Genomic DNA, 17418 nt, shown 5'->3' on the forward strand with positions numbered 1-17418 from the left:
CAAGGGGGCGGCAGGCCGCGCACGCAAAAAAAGCCCGCCAAAGCGGGCTTGCACACTGCATGGCGTGCTTACTTTTTTGTAGCGCTGTCGGTTGCCGTCGACGTGGCGGCAGGTGCCGCAGCGGGTGCTTGCGCGACGGGCTTGGCGGGAGCGGTGGCCTTGTCTGCCTTGTCGCTCTTGGTTTTCTTCTCGGCGTTCTTTTCGGCCTTCTCGCCACCCGTCGCCGTCTTGCCGTCCGATTTGGCGGTGGCCGCAGCGTTGAATTTCTTGCCATTCACGGTCAGGCCTTCGCTGGAGAACTTCGCAGCGGTCTTTTCGCCCACCCCGCTCACGCGGGCAATGAAGTCGTTCCAATCCTTGAAGTTACCGTTCTTGCGCTCATCAAGGATCTTGCTGGAGAGGCCGGGGCCAATGCCTTTGATGCCGTCGAGTTCAGCTTCGGTGGCCTTGTTCACGTCCACTGCAGCAAAGGCCGCTGCGGCGTACAGCATGGTGATGATCAGCAGGATTTTCTTGAACATGATGGGACTCCCTCAATGTGTGGATGATGAATGAATCAACGGGCGAACTGGCCCTGTGTGCGCGGCGCACCCTGCGCCGCGCGGCCATCTTATCCAGTGCTGGAAACGCGCTGTTGCCAGTTGTTTCAGAGCTCTTCCACGCGCCGCGCGGGGTAGCTGTCCCAGGTCTGGCAGCCGGGGCATTGCCAGAAATGCTGTCGTGCCTCAAACCCGCAGGCCGCGCAGCGGTAGCGTGTCAGCGGCTTGACGGCATGGTCCAAAGCGCGCTGGATCTGTGGGTGAAATTCCTCATGCTCCAGTTTCTCGGTCGCCAGCCACTTGGCAGCGGCCACCAGCGAGCGTTCCCTGTCGAGGTGCTGAACGTAGCGCTGCCGCGCCGTGTCGGCCGTAGCCTCGTTCGCCAGTTCCATGGCCACCAGGCTTTCCAGCACGTCGAGCGACGGGGCCTGCTCGTAGTGCGCCTGCAGCAGTGCCTGCACCTGCGGCACCTGCCCGGTGGCCGTGGCAGCCTCCACCATCAGCGGTGCTGCCAGGGGCAGGGCGGCGGGGTTGCGGTCGCCGAGCGTTCGCAGGGTGGCCAGCACATCGGCCGGACGCCCCATCAGCCGTTGCAAGCGGGCCATCTCGACACGAGCGCGCGCAGCGTCGGGCGCTGCGGCCACCGCTTGTTGCAGCAGGGCCAGGGCGCCCGGCAGGTCGCCCTGGCCGCTGAGGGTCAGCGCCTGTTCGCACAAGTAGTGCGCCTGGCGGGTGCTGAAGTCGCCCTGATCCGCAGCATGCATCTTTTGGGCGATGGCAGCGGCATGCGGCCAGTCGCGCGAGCGCTCGTAGATCGCCAGCAGCGCCAGCCGGGCCTGGGCTTCGAAGGGCGTGCCTTCCAGGCGATGCAGTGCGTCTTCTGCACGGTCCAGCAGGCCGGCCTTGAGGAAGTCGAGCGCCAGGGCATGCTGCGCGCGTTCGCGGTCGGCGCGAGAAAGGTCACCGCGCGACAGCAGGTGTTCGTGCACGCGCACGGCGCGGTCGTATTCGCCGCGGCGACGGAACAGGTTGCCCAGGGCGAAGTGCAGCTCCGAGGTATCGGGATCGTTTTGCACCGCCTCGATGAAGGCGTCGATGGCCTGGTCCTGCTGCTCGTTGAGCAAAAAGTTCAAGCCCTTGAAGTAGGCCTTGGGGGCACGGCGGTTTTCGGCGCGCAACTGGCGCAGGTCGAAGCGCGACGCCAGCCAGCCCAGCACAAAGGCCACCGGCAGGCCCAGCAGAACCCAGCTGAGGTCAAATTCCATGAACGGAGGGCAGTTCAGACACGGGAGAAGCGGCCGGGGTGGTGCCAGGGCCGGCGGCGGTGGTTGTTGTTGCCGTCGCAGAGGTGGGCGCTGCGACCACCGCTTTCTGAGCGCGCCGCGCGGCATTGCGGTGGCGCCACCAGCGCGGCACCATGCCCAGCACACCCACGGCCAGCCCGGCTGCAAAGGCGGTTAGCACCACCAGCACCAGCGGCGCGCGCCACTGCGTGCCAAAGAAAAAATGCACCGTGGCGTCTTGCTGGTTGTTCAGCGCAAAGGCAAACAGCGTAAAAAAAATGGCTGCCTTGAGCAGCCACAGGAGGTATTTCATCGGTCTCCCCAGTGGTGGGGCGATTCTAGGCGGTGTCTCCACCTGGGTTCACGTGGCGGTTGGCATGCCACATTTCACGTAAAAAATGGCTCCAGCGCTTGTCCATCAAGCGCTGGCAGCTATCATTTTTGAGTCGGTGTGGCGCCGCGTGTGCCCGAGATTTCTTCCATCTCAGCCGTGCGTTTGTCTACCGCTTCGCGCAGTGCCTTGCCGGGCTTGAAGTGTGGCACGCGTTTTTCCGGAATCGCCACAGCCTCACCGCTGCGCGGGTTGCGGCCCATGCGGGGTGGGCGGTGGTTGACCGAAAAGCTGCCAAAGCCGCGGATCTCGATACGGTGCCCGCGCACCAGGGCGTCTCCTACCGCGTCCAGGATGGTCTTCACGGCGTATTCAGCATCGCGGTGAGTGAGCTGGCCAAATCGTGCGGCCAGTTCCTCAACAAGGTCTGAGCGGGTCATGGAATCTTGGGACATAGGCGGGTTGCCCGGGAAGGGCAAGGTTGTCTCTCTTCTTCTAGAAAAAAGAGCGGGCGCACAAGGCGCCCGCTGTCTGGCCGGGTAAGGAATCGCTCCCTACCGGGTCAGCGCTTTACTTTTCCGAGTTGTCCAGCTTGGCACGCAGCAGGGCGCCCAGGCTGGTCGTGCCGGCGCTTTCGCGAGCAGATTGCTGGGACAGCGAAGACATGGCTTCTTGTTGGTCGGCCATGTCCTTGGCCTTGATCGACAGCTGGATGTTGCGGGTCTTGCGATCCACGTTCACCACCACGGCCGTGACTTCGTCGCCTTCCTTGAGCACGTTGCGGGCATCTTCCACGCGGTCACGGGAGATTTCCGAAGCGCGCAGGTAGCCCACGATGTCTTCGCCGAGGTCGATTTCAGCTCCGCGGGCGTCCACGGTCTTGACCTTGCCGGTCACCGTCTGGCCCTTGTCGTTCACGGTTACGAAGGTCGTGAATGGGTCGCCGTCGAGCTGCTTGATGCCCAGCGAGATGCGTTCGCGGTCCACGTCCACGGCCAGCACGATCGCTTCCACTTCCTGGCCCTTCTTGTAGTTGCGAACAGCGGCTTCGCCGGGTTCGTTCCACGACAGGTCAGACAGATGCACCAGGCCGTCGATACCGGCAGCCAAGCCCACGAACACGCCGAAGTCGGTGATGGACTTGATGGGGCCCTTCACGCGGTCGCCGCGCTTCGTGTCCTGTGCGAATTCTTGCCATGGGTTGGCCTTGCACTGCTTCATGCCCAGGCTGATGCGGCGCTTGTCTTCGTCGATTTCCAGGACCATGACTTCGACTTCGTCGCCCAGCGAAACCAGCTTGGCGGGAGCGATGTTCTTGTTGGTCCAGTCCATTTCGGAGACGTGCACCAGGCCTTCGATGCCGGGTTCGAGTTCCACGAATGCGCCGTAGTCGGCGATGTTCGTGATCTTGCCGAACAGGCGCGTGCCTTGGGGGTAACGGCGGTTCACGCCCATCCAGGGGTCGTCACCCATTTGCTTCAGACCCAGCGAGACACGGTTCTTCTCGGTGTCGAACTTCAGGATCTTGGCGGTGATTTCCTGGCCAGCAGTCACCACTTCGGAGGGGTGACGCACGCGGCGCCATGCCATGTCGGTGATGTGCAGCAGGCCGTCGATGCCGCCCAGGTCCACGAACGCACCGTATTCGGTGATGTTCTTGACCACGCCTTGAACGATGGAACCTTCCTTCAGGGTTTCCATCAGCTTGGCGCGCTCTTCGCCCATGGAGGCTTCCACCACAGCGCGGCGGCTCAGCACCACGTTGTTGCGCTTGCGGTCCAGCTTGATGACCTTGAATTCCATGGTCTTGTTTTCGTACGGCGTCAGATCCTTGATCGGACGGGTATCGATCAGCGAACCGGGCAGGAATGCGCGGATGCCGTTGACCAGGACAGTCAGGCCGCCCTTGACCTTGCCGGACGTGGTGCCGGTGACGAATTCGCCGGATTCCAGGGCCTTTTCCAGGCTCATCCACGAAGCCAGACGCTTGGCGGTGTCGCGCGACAGGATGGTGTCGCCGTAGCCGTTTTCGATGGAGCCAATGGCCACCGACACGAAGTCACCCACTTGGACTTCGACTTCGCCCTTGTCGTTCTTGAACTCTTCCAGCGGCACGTAGGCTTCGGACTTGAGGCCAGCGTTCACGACCACGAAGTTGTGCTCAACGCGCACGACCTCAGCGGTGATGACTTCGCCTGGGCGCATTTCCGTGCGCTGCAGAGATTCTTCAAAAAGGGCGGCAAAAGATTCGGACATGTGTTTCCTTGCCACAAACAGGATTCCGGCAGCACCATTGCTACCGTTTTTATAGCTGCTTGCGGTGGTTTTTTGCGGCTGGGCCGCGGGTTAGATTAACGATCCACACTGCCGGTGCGCTGGCGCGCGAGGGGGGGCGTGTGGGCCTGTGGCAGGGCCTTGCAGCCTTGCCTGGAGCCCGAAGGCTCCACGGGGTCAGCCCTGTGCAGCAACTGCTGCGAAAGGCTGGCGCTCTTGCCACCAGGCAAGCACCTTTTCAACGGCTTGTTCAATCGTCAAATCGGAGTTGTCCAGGACCAGAGCGTCCTGCGCGGGCTTGAGCGGTGCCACCGGGCGGGAGCTGTCCCGCAGGTCGCGCGCTTCGAGGTCCGCACGAAGGTCGTCGATATTAGCCGAAAAACCCTTTGAAATCAACTGTTTATAACGGCGTTCCGCGCGGCAGGCGGCGCTGGCCGTCAGGTAGACCTTCAAAGGCGCGTCCGGAAAGATCACTGTGCCCATGTCGCGCCCGTCGGCCACCAGGCCCGGCACGCGCTGGAAACTGTGCTGCAGCGCCACCAGGGCCTGCCGGACGGCGGGCAGGGCTGAGACACGCGAGGCATTCATGCCGGCCTCCTCGGTACGGATGGCGTCGGTCACGTCGTCGCTGGCAAGCCACACCCGGCCGCCCTCGAAGCGCACGGGAAGGGTCTCTGCCATCTGGGCAATCCGGGCCTCGTGCCCAGCATCAATCTGCAGTCCGGTGCGGATGGCCGCCAGCGCGGTGATGCGGTACATGGCGCCAGAATCCAGGAAGCGGTAGCCCAGTCGCTGCGCCACGGCGGCCGCCACCGTGCCCTTGCCAGAGGCCGTGGGACCGTCGATGCAGATCACCGGGACCTCGTCGATAGCTGCTTGCGCCACAGAAAACAGTGTCTCGAAATAGTCCGGAAAGGTCTTGGCGACGCACTTGGGGTCTTCAATGCGCACAGGCACCCCCGCCGGGTTGAAGGCCGCCAGTGAAAAGCACATGGCCACGCGGTGGTCGTCATAGGTGTGGATGCTGGCGGCGCGCCAGTCCTCCACCCTGGCGTGCGGCGTCACGCGGATGAAGTCCGCGCCTTCCTCGACGGTGGCGCCGAGCTTGCGCAACTCGGTGGCCATGGCGGCAATGCGGTCGGTCTCCTTCACGCGCCAGCTGGCGATGTTGCGCAGGGTGGTCGTCCCCTGGGCGTACAGCGCCATCACGGCCAGCGTCATGGCCGCATCCGGAATGTGGTTGCAATCCAGATCGATCGCGGTGAGGGGCCAAGCGCCGCGCTCGATCTGCAGCCAGTTGGGGCCGCCGGTGACCACGGCGCCCATCGCGCGCGCACCCTCTACAAAGCGGATGTCGCCCTGGATCGAATCCAGGCCTACGCCCTGGATTTTGATGCCATTTTGGCCTCCAGCGCTTGCTGCGATTGCGCCAAGTGCTATGAAATAGCTAGCGGATGAGGCGTCTGCCTCAACATGGATGCTGCCAGGCGACTCATAGTGGCTGCCGGCCGGTATGGTGAAGCGCTGCCATTGATCGTGCTGCACAGTGATGCCAAAGCGGGTCAGCAGCTCTAGCGTGATGGCGATGTAGGGCTTGGAAATCAGCTCACCCACCACCTCGATCACCACGTCCTGTGAGGCCGCCGCCAGCGGTAGTGCCATGAGCAGCGCGGTGAGGAACTGGCTGGAGACATCGCCGCGCACGCGGATAGGCGCGACCAGCGCAAGGGCCGGGACGCCCTGGCCATGGGCAATGCGCAAGGGCGGGTAGCCCTCGTTGCCGAGGTAGTCGATCTGGCAGCCCAACTGGCGCAGCGCATCCACTAGGTCGCCAATCGGCCGTTCGTGCATCCGCGGCACGCCGGCGAGTTCAAATTCGCCACCCAGCAAAGCGAGCGCCGCCGTGAGTGGCCGCATGGCCGTGCCCGCATTGCCCATGAAGAGCTTCGCCGGCGAGCGGGGTGTGCGCCCGCCAAGCCCTGTGATGTGCACCGTGCCGCCGCCCACTTCGTCCACGGTGCAGCCGATCTGCCGCAGGCCATCGAGCATCACCCGGGTATCGTCCGACGCGAGCAGGTCATGCACGGTGGTCGTGCCTGCGCTCAACGCCGCCAGCAGCAGCACACGGTTGGAAATGCTTTTGGAGCCCGGCAGATGGACTTCGCCGGCAGCGGCTTGCAACGGGGGCAGGTCTAGGAATGCGGTGCTGTACATCGGTCAAATTCGTCCATTGCAGCTCAAAGAGCAAAGAGCGTTCGCGCGGCCAAGGGCTGTGCAACTGGCGCGTTCACACCAGTGCACCCGTGGAACTGGCTCCGCCAGGCCACCGGGTGCGTCCCCCTCAAGGGGGAAGGCGCCGAAGGCGATTCAGGGGGCTATTTTCTTTTTGCACCCATGCGCCAATGCGCACGCGTTTCGCTCGCCAGAGTCACCATGTCTTCCAGGGCCTGCGCGTCGCCGTCCTGCATCGCCTTTTCAAGATTGCGCAAGGCCTGCTGGAACAGCTTGGACTGGGCGATCAGCTCTTCGCGGTTGGACAGCAGGATGTCGCGCCACACCTTGGGGTCGCTGGCCGCGATGCGCGTGAAGTCGCGGAACCCCGGTCCGGCCAGGGACAGGAAGTCGTCACCCGAGGACTGACCGGTGATGCTGTTCATCATGGCGAACGCCAGCAGGTGCGGCAAGTGGCTGACAGCCGCAAAGGCGGCGTCGTGCGACTCGGGCGACATGCTGGAGACGCGGCTGCCCAGAGCCGCCCAGATCTCTTCCGCCTTTTGCAACTGCGCGGTGTAGGTACGCTCGGTGGGCGTCAGGATCACTTGGCGCCCGCTGTAGAGATCGGCCTCGGCGTGCTCCACACCAGAGACTTCGCGACCCGTGATGGGGTGGGCGGGCACAAACGAGCCCACTTGGTCGCGCAGCGCCCGGCGGGCGGCCTGCACCACGTCGGCCTTGGTGGAGCCCACGTCCATGATGAGCATCTGTGGCGTGACCAGGTGCTTGATGGCCTTGAGCGTGGCTTCAGTGGCAGCCACCGGCACAGCTACCAGCACGATGTCGGCCCCCGCCACAGCGAGCAGGGCGGACGGCGCCTCCACGTCGATCACCCCCAGCTGGCGGGCGCGGTCGGTAGTGGAGGGCGATTTGCTGTAGCCCACCACGCGCTTGACGAGGCCTGCCTTCTTCATGGCCAGCGCAAATGAGCCGCCCATGAGCCCGCAGCCGATCAGTCCCAATTGTTCAAACATGGCGCTGCTCCTCAGGACGACACGGGGTAGGTGCCCAGGACCTTGTAGAACGCGCACAGCCCGCGCAGTTCTTCCAGCGCCCGCGCCACATGGGGCTGGGCGGGGTGGCCGTCGAGGTCTATGTAGAAGTAATACTCCCACTGGCCCGTGCGAGCAGGGCGCGACTCAAAGCGCGTCATGGACACGCCGTGGTTCTTGAGTGGCACGAGCAGGTCGTGCACAGCGCCGGGCCGGTTGGGCACCGACACCACGAGGCTTGTACAGTCCTTGCCCGACGGGGGAGGCGTCTGCAGCGTGTGCGGCAGGCAGATGATGGCGAAACGCGTGCGGTTGTAGGCGTCGTCCTGGATCGCGTGGGCCACGATGTGCAGGCCGAACTGGGTGGCCGCGCGCTCGCTGGACAGGGCGGCCCAGGCCGGGTTGGTGGTGGCCAGGCGGGCGCCTTCGGCGTTGCTGGATACCGGGCGGCGCTCTGCATGGGGCAGGTGCTTGGACAGCCACGCCTGGCACTGCGCCAGCGCCTGCGGGTGCGCCAACACCACCTCGATGCCGTCGAGCGAATTGCTGGTGCGCAGCAGGTTGTGACGTACCAGCAGGCTCACTTCGCCGACCACGTGAGTCGGTGTGTGCAGAAAGAGGTCGAGTGAGCGCGTGACCACGCCTTCCGTCGAGTTCTCCACGCCCACCACGCCGTACTGCGCGCTGCCTGCGGCGGTGGCGTGGAAGACTTCGTCGAAGTTGGCGCAGTACATCAGATCAGCGGCGCCGCCAAAAAATTCGATGGCGGCCTGCTCGCAGAACGTGCCCTCGGGGCCCAGCACGGCCACGCGCTGCGGCGACTCAAGCGCCAGGCAGGCCGACATGATCTCGCGCCAAATGGCGGCGACATGTGCGCCCTTGAGCGGGCCGGGGTTGGCGTGGGTGATCTTGTCGATGACCTGGGCCACGCGGTCGGGGCGGAAGAACGGGGTGCCCTCGCGTTTCTTGACCTCGCCCACCTGTTCGGCCACCAGCGCCCGCTGGTTCAGCAGGGTAAGTAGTTGCTGGTCAATGCTGTCGATCTGCACGCGCAGGCTGGCGAGGTCGGGTGAGGCTTGCGGGTTGTTCATGGGACGATGGGTTGCGGGCAGGCGTTGGGGTCAACAATGGTGCGAGGGCCGGGGTGGTCTGGGTACCGGCTCCACGGCGCATCAGGCCTGCTTTTGTTCAAATTCTCGCATGTAGTCCACCAGCGCCTGCACGCCTTCGATCGGCATGGCGTTGTAGACGCTGGCACGCATACCCCCCACGGACTTGTGGCCCTTGAGTTGCAGCAGGCCGCGCTCCTTGGCGCCGGCCAGGAACGCTTCGTTGCGGCTTTCGTCGCGCAGGAAGAACGGGATGTTCATGCGCGAGCGGCAGGTGACGGACACCTTGTTCACATACAGCTGCGACTGGTCGATGGTGCTGTAGAGCAGGGCAGCCTTGGCGATGTTGCGCTGTTCCATCGCGGCCACGCCGGTCAGGGCGCCTTCTCGCTGGCGCTTGAGCCACTGGAAGGTCAGCCCGGCTACATAGATGCCCCAGGTCGGCGGCGTGTTGTACATAGAGTGGTTGTCGGCCACCGTCTTGTAGTCAAAGGCGCTGGGGCAGGCGGGCAGGGCGTGGCCCAGCAGATCTTCCCGCACCACTACCAGTGTCAGCCCAGCCGGCCCCAGGTTCTTCTGTGCACCGCCAAACGCCAGCCCCACACGGGACCAGTCCACTGGGCGCGAGGCGACGTGGGAAGAGAAATCAATGACCAGTGGCGCGTCGCTGCCCAACGCCTTCAGGTCGGGCAACTGGTGGAACTCGATACCGTTGATGGTTTCGTTGCTGCAGATGTGCAGGTAGCTGGCACCCCGGCTCACGGTCCAGGTGGCCGGGTCAGGCAGGGTGGTGAAGCTGGTTTCCTCGCCAGAGGCCACTACGTTGACCTCGGAGGCGTACTTGCGCGCTTCCTTCTGCGACTTCTGGCTCCAGCTGCCGGTGACGACGAAGTCCACAACGCCTGCCCGCGAAAGGTTCAGCGGCACGATGGCGTTCTCCGCCAGGCCGCCGCCCTGCATGAAGAGGATCTTGAAGTGCGAAGGCACGGCAAGCAGTTCGCGCAGATCGGCCTCGGCCTGTTCGTAGATGGACAAGAACTCCTTGCCCCGGTGGCTCATTTCCATCACGCCCATGCCGCTGCCATGCCAGTCCAGCATCTCGGCCGCAGCCTGCTCCAGCACTTCGGTGGGGATGGCGGCCGGGCCGGCCGAGAAGTTGTATGGGCGTGTCATGAAATTTGAGTAAAAAAGGCTGCTAGCGCTTATCCAGCAAGCGCTAGAAGCTCTGTATTTGATAGCATGGGCGGAGCTGCTTGCAATGCCGCCCGCGCCTTCGGTGTGTCAGGCGTCTGGCGATTCTGTCGGGTCGTTCGGCGTCGGCGCTGCACCGCTGACGGTGTCATCGCCCTCGGCATCGGCGCCCGTCACGTTGGCATCGTTCTCCACAATGCGCTGCAAGCCACTCAGCTTGGACCCCTCGTCCAGTGCAATCAGGGTCACGCCCTGCGTGGCGCGTCCCAGTTCGCGGATTTCGCTCACGCGGGTACGTACCAGTACGCCCTTGTCGGTGATCAGCATGATTTCGTCATCGGCATGCACCAGGGTGGCGGCCACGACCTTGCCGTTGCGCTCGCTTTGCTGGATGGCGATCATGCCCTTGGTACCGCGGCCGTGGCGCGTGTATTCGGTGATGGGCGTGCGCTTGCCGTAGCCGTTTTCGGTGGCCGTAAGCACGCTTTGCTGCTCGTCTTCCGCCACCAGCATGGCGATGACGGATTGGCCGTCCGGCAGGTCCATGCCACGCACGCCACGGGTGTTGCGGCCCAGTGCACGTACGTCGTTTTCGTCAAAGCGCACGGCCTTCCCGCCGTCGCTGAACAGCATCACGTCGTGCTTGCCATCAGTCAGTGCAGCGCCGATCAGGTAGTCGCCCTCATCCAGGTTGGCAGCAATGATGCCGCCCTTGCGGGGGTTGCTGAACTCGTCGAGCGCCGTCTTCTTGACGGTGCCCATGCTGGTTGCCATGAACACATAGCGGTCGGCCGGGAAGGTGCGCATGTCGCCCGTGAGTGGCAGCACTACGTTGATCTTCTCGCCTTCCTGCAGAGGGAACATGTTGACGATGGGACGGCCCCGCGATCCGCGCGAGCCTGCCGGTACTTCCCACACCTTGAGCCAGTACAGCCGGCCCCGGTTGGAAAAGCACAGGATGTAATCGTGGGTGTTGGCGATGAAAAGCTGGTCGATCCAGTCGTCTTCCTTGGTCGCCGTGGCCTGCTTGCCGCGGCCGCCGCGTTTTTGCGCCCGGTATTCCGACAGGGGCTGGCTCTTGATATAGCCCGTGTGGGACAGGGTCACCACCATGTCGGTGGGGGTGATCAGGTCTTCGGTGGAGAGGTCCTGGGCGCTGTATTCGACGATGGAGCGGCGCGTGCCCAGCTTGTGCTGGCCAAACTCCTGCTTGATGGAGGTGAGCTCTTCCCCAATGATGGTGGAAACACGCTCGGGCTTGGCGAGGATGTCCAGCAGGTCTTCAATGACTGCCATGACTTCCTTGTACTCGGCGACGATCTTGTCCTGCTCCAGGCCCGTAAGGCGTTGCAGGCGCATCTGCAGGATTTCCTGGGCCTGGGTGTCCGACAGGCGGTACAGGCCGTCCTGCCCCATGCCGAACTCGCGCTCCAGCCCTTCGGGGCGGTAGTCGTCGGCGCTGACTACGCCGCCGTCCTCGCGCGTGCGGGTGAGCATCTCGCGCACCAGCTTGCTGTCCCAAGACCGGCTCATCAACTCGGCCTTGGCCACGGGCGGCGTGGGCGCGTTGCGGATGATGGCGATGAAATCGTCGATGTTGGCCAGCGCCACGGCCAGGCCTTCGAGCACATGGCCGCGATCGCGCGCCTTGCGCAGCTCGAACACCGTGCGGCGGGTTACCACCTCGCGGCGGTGTTGTAGGAAGACGCTGATCAGGTCCTTGAGGTTGCACAGGCGGGGTTGGCCGTCGATCAGCGCCACCATGTTCATGCCGAACGTGTCCTGCAACTGCGTCTGCTTGTACAGGTTGTTGAGCACCACCTCGGGCACTTCGCCGCGCTTGAGCTCGATCACCAGGCGCATGCCGGACTTGTCCGACTCGTCCTGTATGTGGCTGATGCCTTCGATCTTCTTTTCGTGCACCAGCTCGGCCATTCGCTCCTGCAGCGTCTTCTTGTTGACCTGGTAGGGCAGCTCGTCCACGATGATCGCTTGGCGCTGGCCGCGGTCGATGTCCTCAAAGTGGCACTTGGCGCGCATCACCACCTTGCCACGGCCTGTTCGGTAGCCGTCCTTCACGCCATTGATGCCGTAGATGATGCCAGCGGTGGGGAAGTCAGGCGCCGGGATGATCTCCATCAATTCGTCGATGGAGGTGTCCGGGTTGCGCAGCATGTGCAGGCATGCGTCCACTACTTCATTGAGGTTGTGGGGAGGAATATTGGTGGCCATGCCCACCGCAATCCCTGACGAGCCATTCACCAGCAAATTGGGGAGCTTGCTGGGCAATACCAGCGGCTCCTTTTCGCTGCCGTCGTAATTGGGTCCGAAATCGACGGTTTCCTTGTCAATATCGCCCAGCATTTCATGGGCGATTTTGGCCAGGCGGATTTCCGTATAACGCATGGCCGCCGCATTGTCACCATCCACAGACCCGAAATTGCCCTGGCCATCCACCAGCATGTGGCGCAGCGAGAAATCCTGCGCCATGCGAACAATGGTGTCGTACACCGCTGAGTCGCCGTGGGGATGGTATTTGCCGATCACGTCGCCGACGATACGGGCCGACTTTTTGTAGGGCCGATTCCAGTCGTTGTTGAGCTCGTGCATGGCAAACAGCACGCGCCGGTGCACGGGCTTCAATCCGTCTCGCGCGTCGGGCAATGCCCGGCCCACGATCACGCTCATTGCGTAGTCGAGATAACTGCGACGCATCTCCTCTTCAAGGCTGATGGGCAGGGTTTCTTTGGCAAACTGGGTCATTGGAGACGGCGGTGGCGGCAGGAGGCGATCATTTTAGAGCTAAGACCGTGTAGCGACCGCGCAACATATCGAAGCAATTCAGGTTTTGTCCTACGGGCCCCACACGGGTGCCCCCGCTTTTGCGCTGTTACGTATGGCACAATCGTTTGAACGTTTCGGGTGGTGGTCACCCCAGGCGTCCTGATTCGCAGCGCGGCTGCGGCTTTTTCCCCAAGAGGAGAACCATGAAGAAACTGAACAAAGTGGCGATGTTGTTTGCCTCTGCAGCGCTCGCAACCGCCGCTGGCGCACAAACCGTTGACAACTGGAGAAACGCTTCGGGCGTGGTCTGGAAGAACGGCACCAACGAATACTGCTGGCGCAATGCCAACTGGACGCCTGCAACGGCTGCTCCTGGTTGCGACGGTGCCATCGTTGCCGCTGCTCCAGCTCCCGCCGCTGCCCCAGCACCTGCCGCTGCTCCAGCACCTGCCGCTGCTCCAGCAAAGCCTCCTGCTCCTCCGGCAGTAGCCACCAAGGTGACTTATGCTGCAGACGCTTTCTTCGACTTCGACAAGTCTGTACTGAAGCCCGAAGGCAAGGCAAAGCTGGACGATCTGGTTTCCAAAGTCAAGGACATTAACCTGGAAGTGATCATTGCTGTGGGTCACACCGACTCCATCGGTTCGGACGCTTACAACCAGAAGCTGTCGGTGCGCCGTTCGGAAGCCGTGAAGGCTTACCTCGTGTCCAAGGGCATTGAAAAGAACCGCGTCTACACCGAAGGCAAGGGCGAAAAGCAACCCGTGGCCGACAACAAGACTGCTGAAGGCCGCGCCAAGAATCGCCGCGTGGAAATCGAAGTCGTGGGTACCCGCGCTTCCAAGTAATCCGTTCCACGGTTACCTTGAAAAAAGCCCCGGAAACGGGGCTTTTTTACGTCTGGAGTATTCACATAGTCGGTGCTACCACCAGGAATTTGCTGGCTCACGCCACCTGCTTGTCGGCCATGCGCGTGCCAAACATACTTCAAGGACAATGAACCACATGACTGACGCAATTAATGCAGATCCTGCCGAACTGGCAAAATTCTCGGAACTGGCGCATCGCTGGTGGGACCCTGACAGCGAATTCCGGCCTTTGCACCAAATCAACCCCCTGCGGTTGGATTGGATTAATGGGCTGGCAGCACTCCCGGGCAAAAAGGTGCTGGACGTGGGGTGTGGGGGCGGAATATTGGCCGACTCCATGGCCCGCAAGGGAGCAGATGTATTGGGTATTGATCTGGCCGGCAAGGCATTGCGCGTGGCACAGCTGCATGCGCTGGAGGCGCAAACTCCCAACGTGCAATACCGCGAGATCAGTGTGGAGGCTCTCGCCGCCGAGCATCCTGCTTCGTTCGACGTCGTGACCTGCATGGAAATGCTGGAACACGTTCCGGATCCCGCATCTGTGGTGCGAGCCTGTTCCCAGTTGGTAAAACCGGGCGGATGGGTATTTTTCTCCACCATCAACCGCAACGCCAAGGCTTTCATGCTCGCAATTGTGGGTGCCGAGTATGTGCTGAACATGCTCCCGCGGGGCACGCACGAGTACGCAAAGATGATCCGTCCGAGCGAGTTGGCGGCCAGCTGTCGCTCTGCAGGGCTGGACGTCCTGCACACGCGGGGCCTGGAGTACAACCCGGTGACCCGCCGATACTGGCTCAGCGGTGACACCAGCGTGAACTACCTTTTTGCGACCCAGCGTGCCATGTGATGGGGGCAAGTTACATGTTCGGCAATATCCGCGCCGTCCTGTTCGACCTGGATGGAACCTTGATCGACAGCGCCCCAGACCTTGGCGCCGCTGCAGATAAGATGCGCACCGACCGGGGCCTGCCGTCGTTTCCCTTGGAGCGGTATCGGCCCATGGCGGGCGCGGGTGCTCGCGGCATGCTCGGCGAAGCATTTGGCATGACGCCGGATCACCCTGATTTTTCGGTTCTGCGCGAAGAGTTCTTTTTGAACTACGAGTCGCAGATGACGCTCCGCACGCGTGTATTCGACGGCGTGGCAGATCTTGTCAACGCGCTGGTCGACCGCAATCTGGCTTGGGGTGTGGTGACCAACAAGGCGGAGCGCTTTACAGTCCCATTGACCCGTGCCATCCCACTTTTCCAATCAGCCGCTACGGTGGTGAGCGGAGATACCACGCCCCATTCCAAACCGCACCCGGCACCCTTGCTGGAGGCTGCCTTGCGCCTTCAGGTGCTACCCGGCGAGTGCATCTACGTGGGAGACGATGAGCGGGACATCATTGCTGGCCTCGCTGCCGGTATGGGTACGGTCGCGGCGACTTATGGATACCTTGGTGCTAGATCTGACGCAGCAAGCTGGGGTGCCCACGCCGCAATAAAAAATCCGCTGGAGCTCTTGCAATTGCTGGCAGCACCTTAAAATAGAAGACTTGGGGCTGTCCTGGTTTCGACGTGGGTTCGGAATCGGTGTGGTGCATGTCGAGCTTGAGTCACGCTCGTAAATCTCGATTTAACAAACTAACTGCAAACGACGAACGTTTCGCACTCGCTGCTTAATTGCCAGTGAGCCTTGCAACAGTTGGCCTATGGGCTGGGCAAGGGGGTTCTGAGCAATCAGCGCCTCCCGGCTGCAAGGATAATTACATGGGCTGGCCTTGATCCGGGTACCTTGGACCAAGGCGAGAAAATAGGGTGCTGGCGGCCTGTGTAGCGTGCGACTGCGCGACACAGGCAGCGAGATTCAAAACAGACCGCTAAACATGTAGATCTGCCCGATAAAGGCTTGCGGACGCGGGTTCAATTCCCGCCAGCTCCACCACCATAGTGTCAAAAGGGCGTTCGCTGGAATACGGCGAACGCCCTTTTTATTTTCACGAGCGCGCAGGCGAGCTAAATCTGCGGCTGCCTCCCCTTGGGCCCTGGCTTTACATCGACAACAGCGCTGCGGCAACTGTTACCGCAATGATTTGTACGCCGAGGAATAGCACCACAATGGGCATCTCTGGACTCCAGTTGGTGAAGAAGGTGGCAGAAAACACAAAGTTATTTTTCGCAGCTTCTCGTGACAGTAGGAAGTCCAAGGCTTTTGTTGTAGGACGTTTCTGATGGGTAGACACCGGTGGTGAAGGGCGCGCGTGGATGCCTATTTGTACCTTCGTGTATCAAAGGTTGAGCAAGCTGCGGGACGGTCGGACAATGCGCGCTCCATTCGCCGGGAGGCTGCCATGCCAATGGAGTATTTGCTGGGCTTGCATCGGGACGAGCTCCCTCTGCTGGAGTCGGACATCCGCAACATCGACAAATTGCGGATTCTGCGTGCCGCAGGCATGGTCGAAGTCCGATTGCCGCCTCCGGATGCCCAGCAGCAACAAGCTCAAGTGCTATATATCACCGGGCTGGGCTGCGCCACGCTGCGAGCGCGTGGTGCGCGGCGTGCGACAGCCAAGCCGCCGGTGCACTGGGATCTCGAGGCGTCGCTCGACTAAAGCCTAGCCTCTCTTACGCATTGCGTGTAAGTGCGCCTTGCCGCGTCTCTGCTCAATGGGGGCGCCTCCATTTTCTTGGCCTTTTCGCTTTCGTCCTACAGGTTGATGCGCCGCAGCAGAAGCGAGGTTTTTCCAGTAGAAAAATACCATCGACTCATGTGGATTACTGGCAGGACCAGTTGAGGAAAGGCACATATGAGCACTTGGTACAAACTGGATTTGGGTCACGATGATCAGGCCTTTGAGCCCACCCTGCGGATTCAGCAGATGTTCATGTCCAAATTTCTGATGTGTGCCCCTGGATCCGGGCGCGCACTCTTTTCTTGCTATGACAAGGACAAGGACCGGCTGTGGCTGTACTTCTCGCCCGCGGCTGCTGATATCGCTGTGCGGGTATATGCCGAACCGTGCGATCCCCCAACCGCTCTGGACTGCATTGGCCTGCTGGCTGGTGAAGGTGACGCCCTCGGAATTTCGACGCCTGAACTGGCCAAGGCGGCGTAGCCATGTACTCGCGTACCTGGTTGCCAGCTTCGCTTTGGCGTAACGAGCCTGCCCTACGGGTTCTGCAGATGGGGCAGGAGCCTGTTGGCACCCTTGCGCATCAACGCCAGCAGGCGGATCCCGACGTGCTCTCTCATGAAATCTCGGACGTCGGCTGCTTAGGCGTTCAAGAGAGGGATATGCAACTGCAGTATGGCGACTGTGGTGGGAACCCGCGGCAAGCGTGGGGATGAAACGAGCCATCACTCACTAGCACGCAAGTCCTGTCCCAAGCACGACATGATCCTGACACTGCACATTCATCATGACGGATCGCACCGCTACGTAGCACGTGTGCGGAACGGCGAATCCGTCATTGGCGCTTCTACATGCCATGAGCGGATCGACGAAGCCATCAGCTTTTACGGGCGTGACGGTGCCTTGCTCTTCCCCGGCGTCACGGCGTTCGCTATCTGGTATGGGGGCTGGAGTGTGGGGCAGGTGAGCTTGCCGGCGATGCGAGCCGAGGCATCAGACCTCGCGGTAAGGCTGTTGGCACTCTCTGCCGTTTTGCGCTAAGGAAGCTCTTCACGAATCGGTTCTGGCAGTGCCGTAGTGATGCCCGAACTAAGACAGCCCTTGCTTTCGAGAATTGATCGCCCCCAGCAGGCGCTGTGCGCGGGCAATTGCCCGGCG

17 protein-coding genes and 1 other RNA gene are annotated in these 17418 nt (G+C 62.3%); 7 read left to right on the forward strand and 11 right to left on the reverse strand.

Annotated elements, in window-relative coordinates; all coding sequences use genetic code 11:
- Positions 1 to 68: 68 nt before the first annotated feature.
- The 10 genes from ACK4HJ_RS15830 to gyrA all read right to left on the reverse strand — a co-directional run bounded on the left by ACK4HJ_RS15830 (position 69) and on the right by gyrA (position 12756).
- Entirely contained in the window at positions 69 to 521 is a 453-nt protein-coding gene (locus tag ACK4HJ_RS15830) for a ComEA family DNA-binding protein (RefSeq protein ID WP_409833337.1), read from the reverse strand.
- A gap of 125 nt (positions 522 to 646) precedes the next feature.
- Positions 647 to 1804: a lipopolysaccharide assembly protein LapB gene (lapB, locus tag ACK4HJ_RS15835; RefSeq protein ID WP_409833339.1), complete on the reverse strand. Its 1158-nt coding sequence runs from the start codon at positions 1802 to 1804 to the stop codon at positions 647 to 649.
- Positions 1794 to 2135: a lipopolysaccharide assembly LapA domain-containing protein gene (locus tag ACK4HJ_RS15840; RefSeq protein WP_409833341.1), complete on the reverse strand. Its 342-nt coding sequence runs from the start codon at positions 2133 to 2135 to the stop codon at positions 1794 to 1796. The genes lapB and ACK4HJ_RS15840 overlap by 11 nt, the downstream gene beginning before the upstream one ends.
- Before the next feature lie 122 nt (positions 2136 to 2257).
- Positions 2258 to 2593, reverse strand: coding sequence for an integration host factor subunit beta (locus ACK4HJ_RS15845; protein ID WP_409833343.1), 336 nt, complete (start codon positions 2591 to 2593; stop codon positions 2258 to 2260).
- A gap of 130 nt (positions 2594 to 2723) precedes the next feature.
- Positions 2724 to 4409 carry a 30S ribosomal protein S1 gene (gene rpsA, locus ACK4HJ_RS15850; protein ID WP_094290936.1) on the reverse strand — a complete coding sequence of 562 codons (1686 nt, stop codon included), beginning with the start codon at positions 4407 to 4409 and terminating at the stop codon, positions 2724 to 2726.
- Positions 4410 to 4604: 195 nt separating this feature from the next.
- Positions 4605 to 6641, reverse strand: coding sequence for a bifunctional 3-phosphoshikimate 1-carboxyvinyltransferase/cytidylate kinase (locus ACK4HJ_RS15855; RefSeq protein WP_409833345.1), 2037 nt, complete (start codon positions 6639 to 6641; stop codon positions 4605 to 4607).
- Positions 6642 to 6802: 161 nt separating this feature from the next.
- Entirely contained in the window at positions 6803 to 7675 is an 873-nt protein-coding gene (locus ACK4HJ_RS15860; RefSeq protein WP_409833347.1) for a prephenate dehydrogenase, read from the reverse strand.
- 11 nt (positions 7676 to 7686) lie between these two features.
- Positions 7687 to 8784, reverse strand: a complete 1098-nt coding sequence (gene pheA, locus ACK4HJ_RS15865; protein ID WP_409833349.1) for a prephenate dehydratase — start codon at positions 8782 to 8784, stop codon at positions 7687 to 7689.
- An 81-nt stretch (positions 8785 to 8865) separates the two neighbouring features.
- A complete protein-coding gene (gene serC, locus ACK4HJ_RS15870) occupies positions 8866 to 9975 on the reverse strand; it encodes a 3-phosphoserine/phosphohydroxythreonine transaminase (RefSeq protein WP_409833351.1) in 1110 nt (369 codons plus the stop codon).
- Positions 9976 to 10083: 108 nt separating this feature from the next.
- Positions 10084 to 12756 carry a DNA gyrase subunit A gene (gene gyrA, locus ACK4HJ_RS15875; protein WP_409833353.1) on the reverse strand — a complete coding sequence of 891 codons (2673 nt, stop codon included), beginning with the start codon at positions 12754 to 12756 and terminating at the stop codon, positions 10084 to 10086.
- A 224-nt stretch (positions 12757 to 12980) separates the two neighbouring features.
- Between gyrA and ompA the strand changes: the two genes are divergently transcribed.
- From ompA to ssrA, 4 genes are all read left to right on the forward strand, one after another.
- Positions 12981 to 13625: an outer membrane protein OmpA gene (gene ompA, locus ACK4HJ_RS15880; protein ID WP_409833355.1), complete on the forward strand. Its 645-nt coding sequence runs from the start codon at positions 12981 to 12983 to the stop codon at positions 13623 to 13625.
- A gap of 157 nt (positions 13626 to 13782) precedes the next feature.
- A complete protein-coding gene (ubiG, locus tag ACK4HJ_RS15885; protein WP_409833357.1) occupies positions 13783 to 14493 on the forward strand; it encodes a bifunctional 2-polyprenyl-6-hydroxyphenol methylase/3-demethylubiquinol 3-O-methyltransferase UbiG in 711 nt (236 codons plus the stop codon).
- Positions 14494 to 14507: 14 nt separating this feature from the next.
- Complete coding sequence (locus ACK4HJ_RS15890; RefSeq protein ID WP_409833359.1) at positions 14508 to 15173, forward strand: HAD-IA family hydrolase; 666 nt, start codon at positions 14508 to 14510, stop codon at positions 15171 to 15173.
- A gap of 12 nt (positions 15174 to 15185) precedes the next feature.
- Positions 15186 to 15572: a transfer-messenger RNA gene (gene ssrA, locus ACK4HJ_RS15895) on the forward strand.
- Between the two features lie 106 nt (positions 15573 to 15678).
- Here the strand turns inward: ssrA and ACK4HJ_RS15900 are convergent.
- A complete protein-coding gene (locus tag ACK4HJ_RS15900; protein ID WP_409833361.1) occupies positions 15679 to 15834 on the reverse strand; it encodes a hypothetical protein in 156 nt (51 codons plus the stop codon).
- 144 nt (positions 15835 to 15978) lie between these two features.
- On the opposite strand from ACK4HJ_RS15900, the gene ACK4HJ_RS15905 reads away from it, so the two are divergent.
- From ACK4HJ_RS15905 to ACK4HJ_RS15915, 3 genes are all read left to right on the forward strand, one after another.
- Positions 15979 to 16239, forward strand: a complete 261-nt coding sequence (locus tag ACK4HJ_RS15905; RefSeq protein WP_409833363.1) for a hypothetical protein — start codon at positions 15979 to 15981, stop codon at positions 16237 to 16239.
- Positions 16240 to 16434: 195 nt separating this feature from the next.
- Positions 16435 to 16743 (forward strand): hypothetical protein, encoded by a 309-nt coding sequence (locus ACK4HJ_RS15910; protein ID WP_409833364.1) that lies wholly within the window; start codon positions 16435 to 16437, stop codon positions 16741 to 16743.
- A 279-nt stretch (positions 16744 to 17022) separates the two neighbouring features.
- Positions 17023 to 17301: a hypothetical protein gene (locus ACK4HJ_RS15915; protein ID WP_409833366.1), complete on the forward strand. Its 279-nt coding sequence runs from the start codon at positions 17023 to 17025 to the stop codon at positions 17299 to 17301.
- The last annotated feature ends 117 nt before the right edge of the window (positions 17302 to 17418 follow it).

This window comes from Acidovorax sp. (assembly GCF_046294525.1).
Taxonomy (GTDB): domain Bacteria; phylum Pseudomonadota; class Gammaproteobacteria; order Burkholderiales; family Burkholderiaceae_C; genus Acidovorax.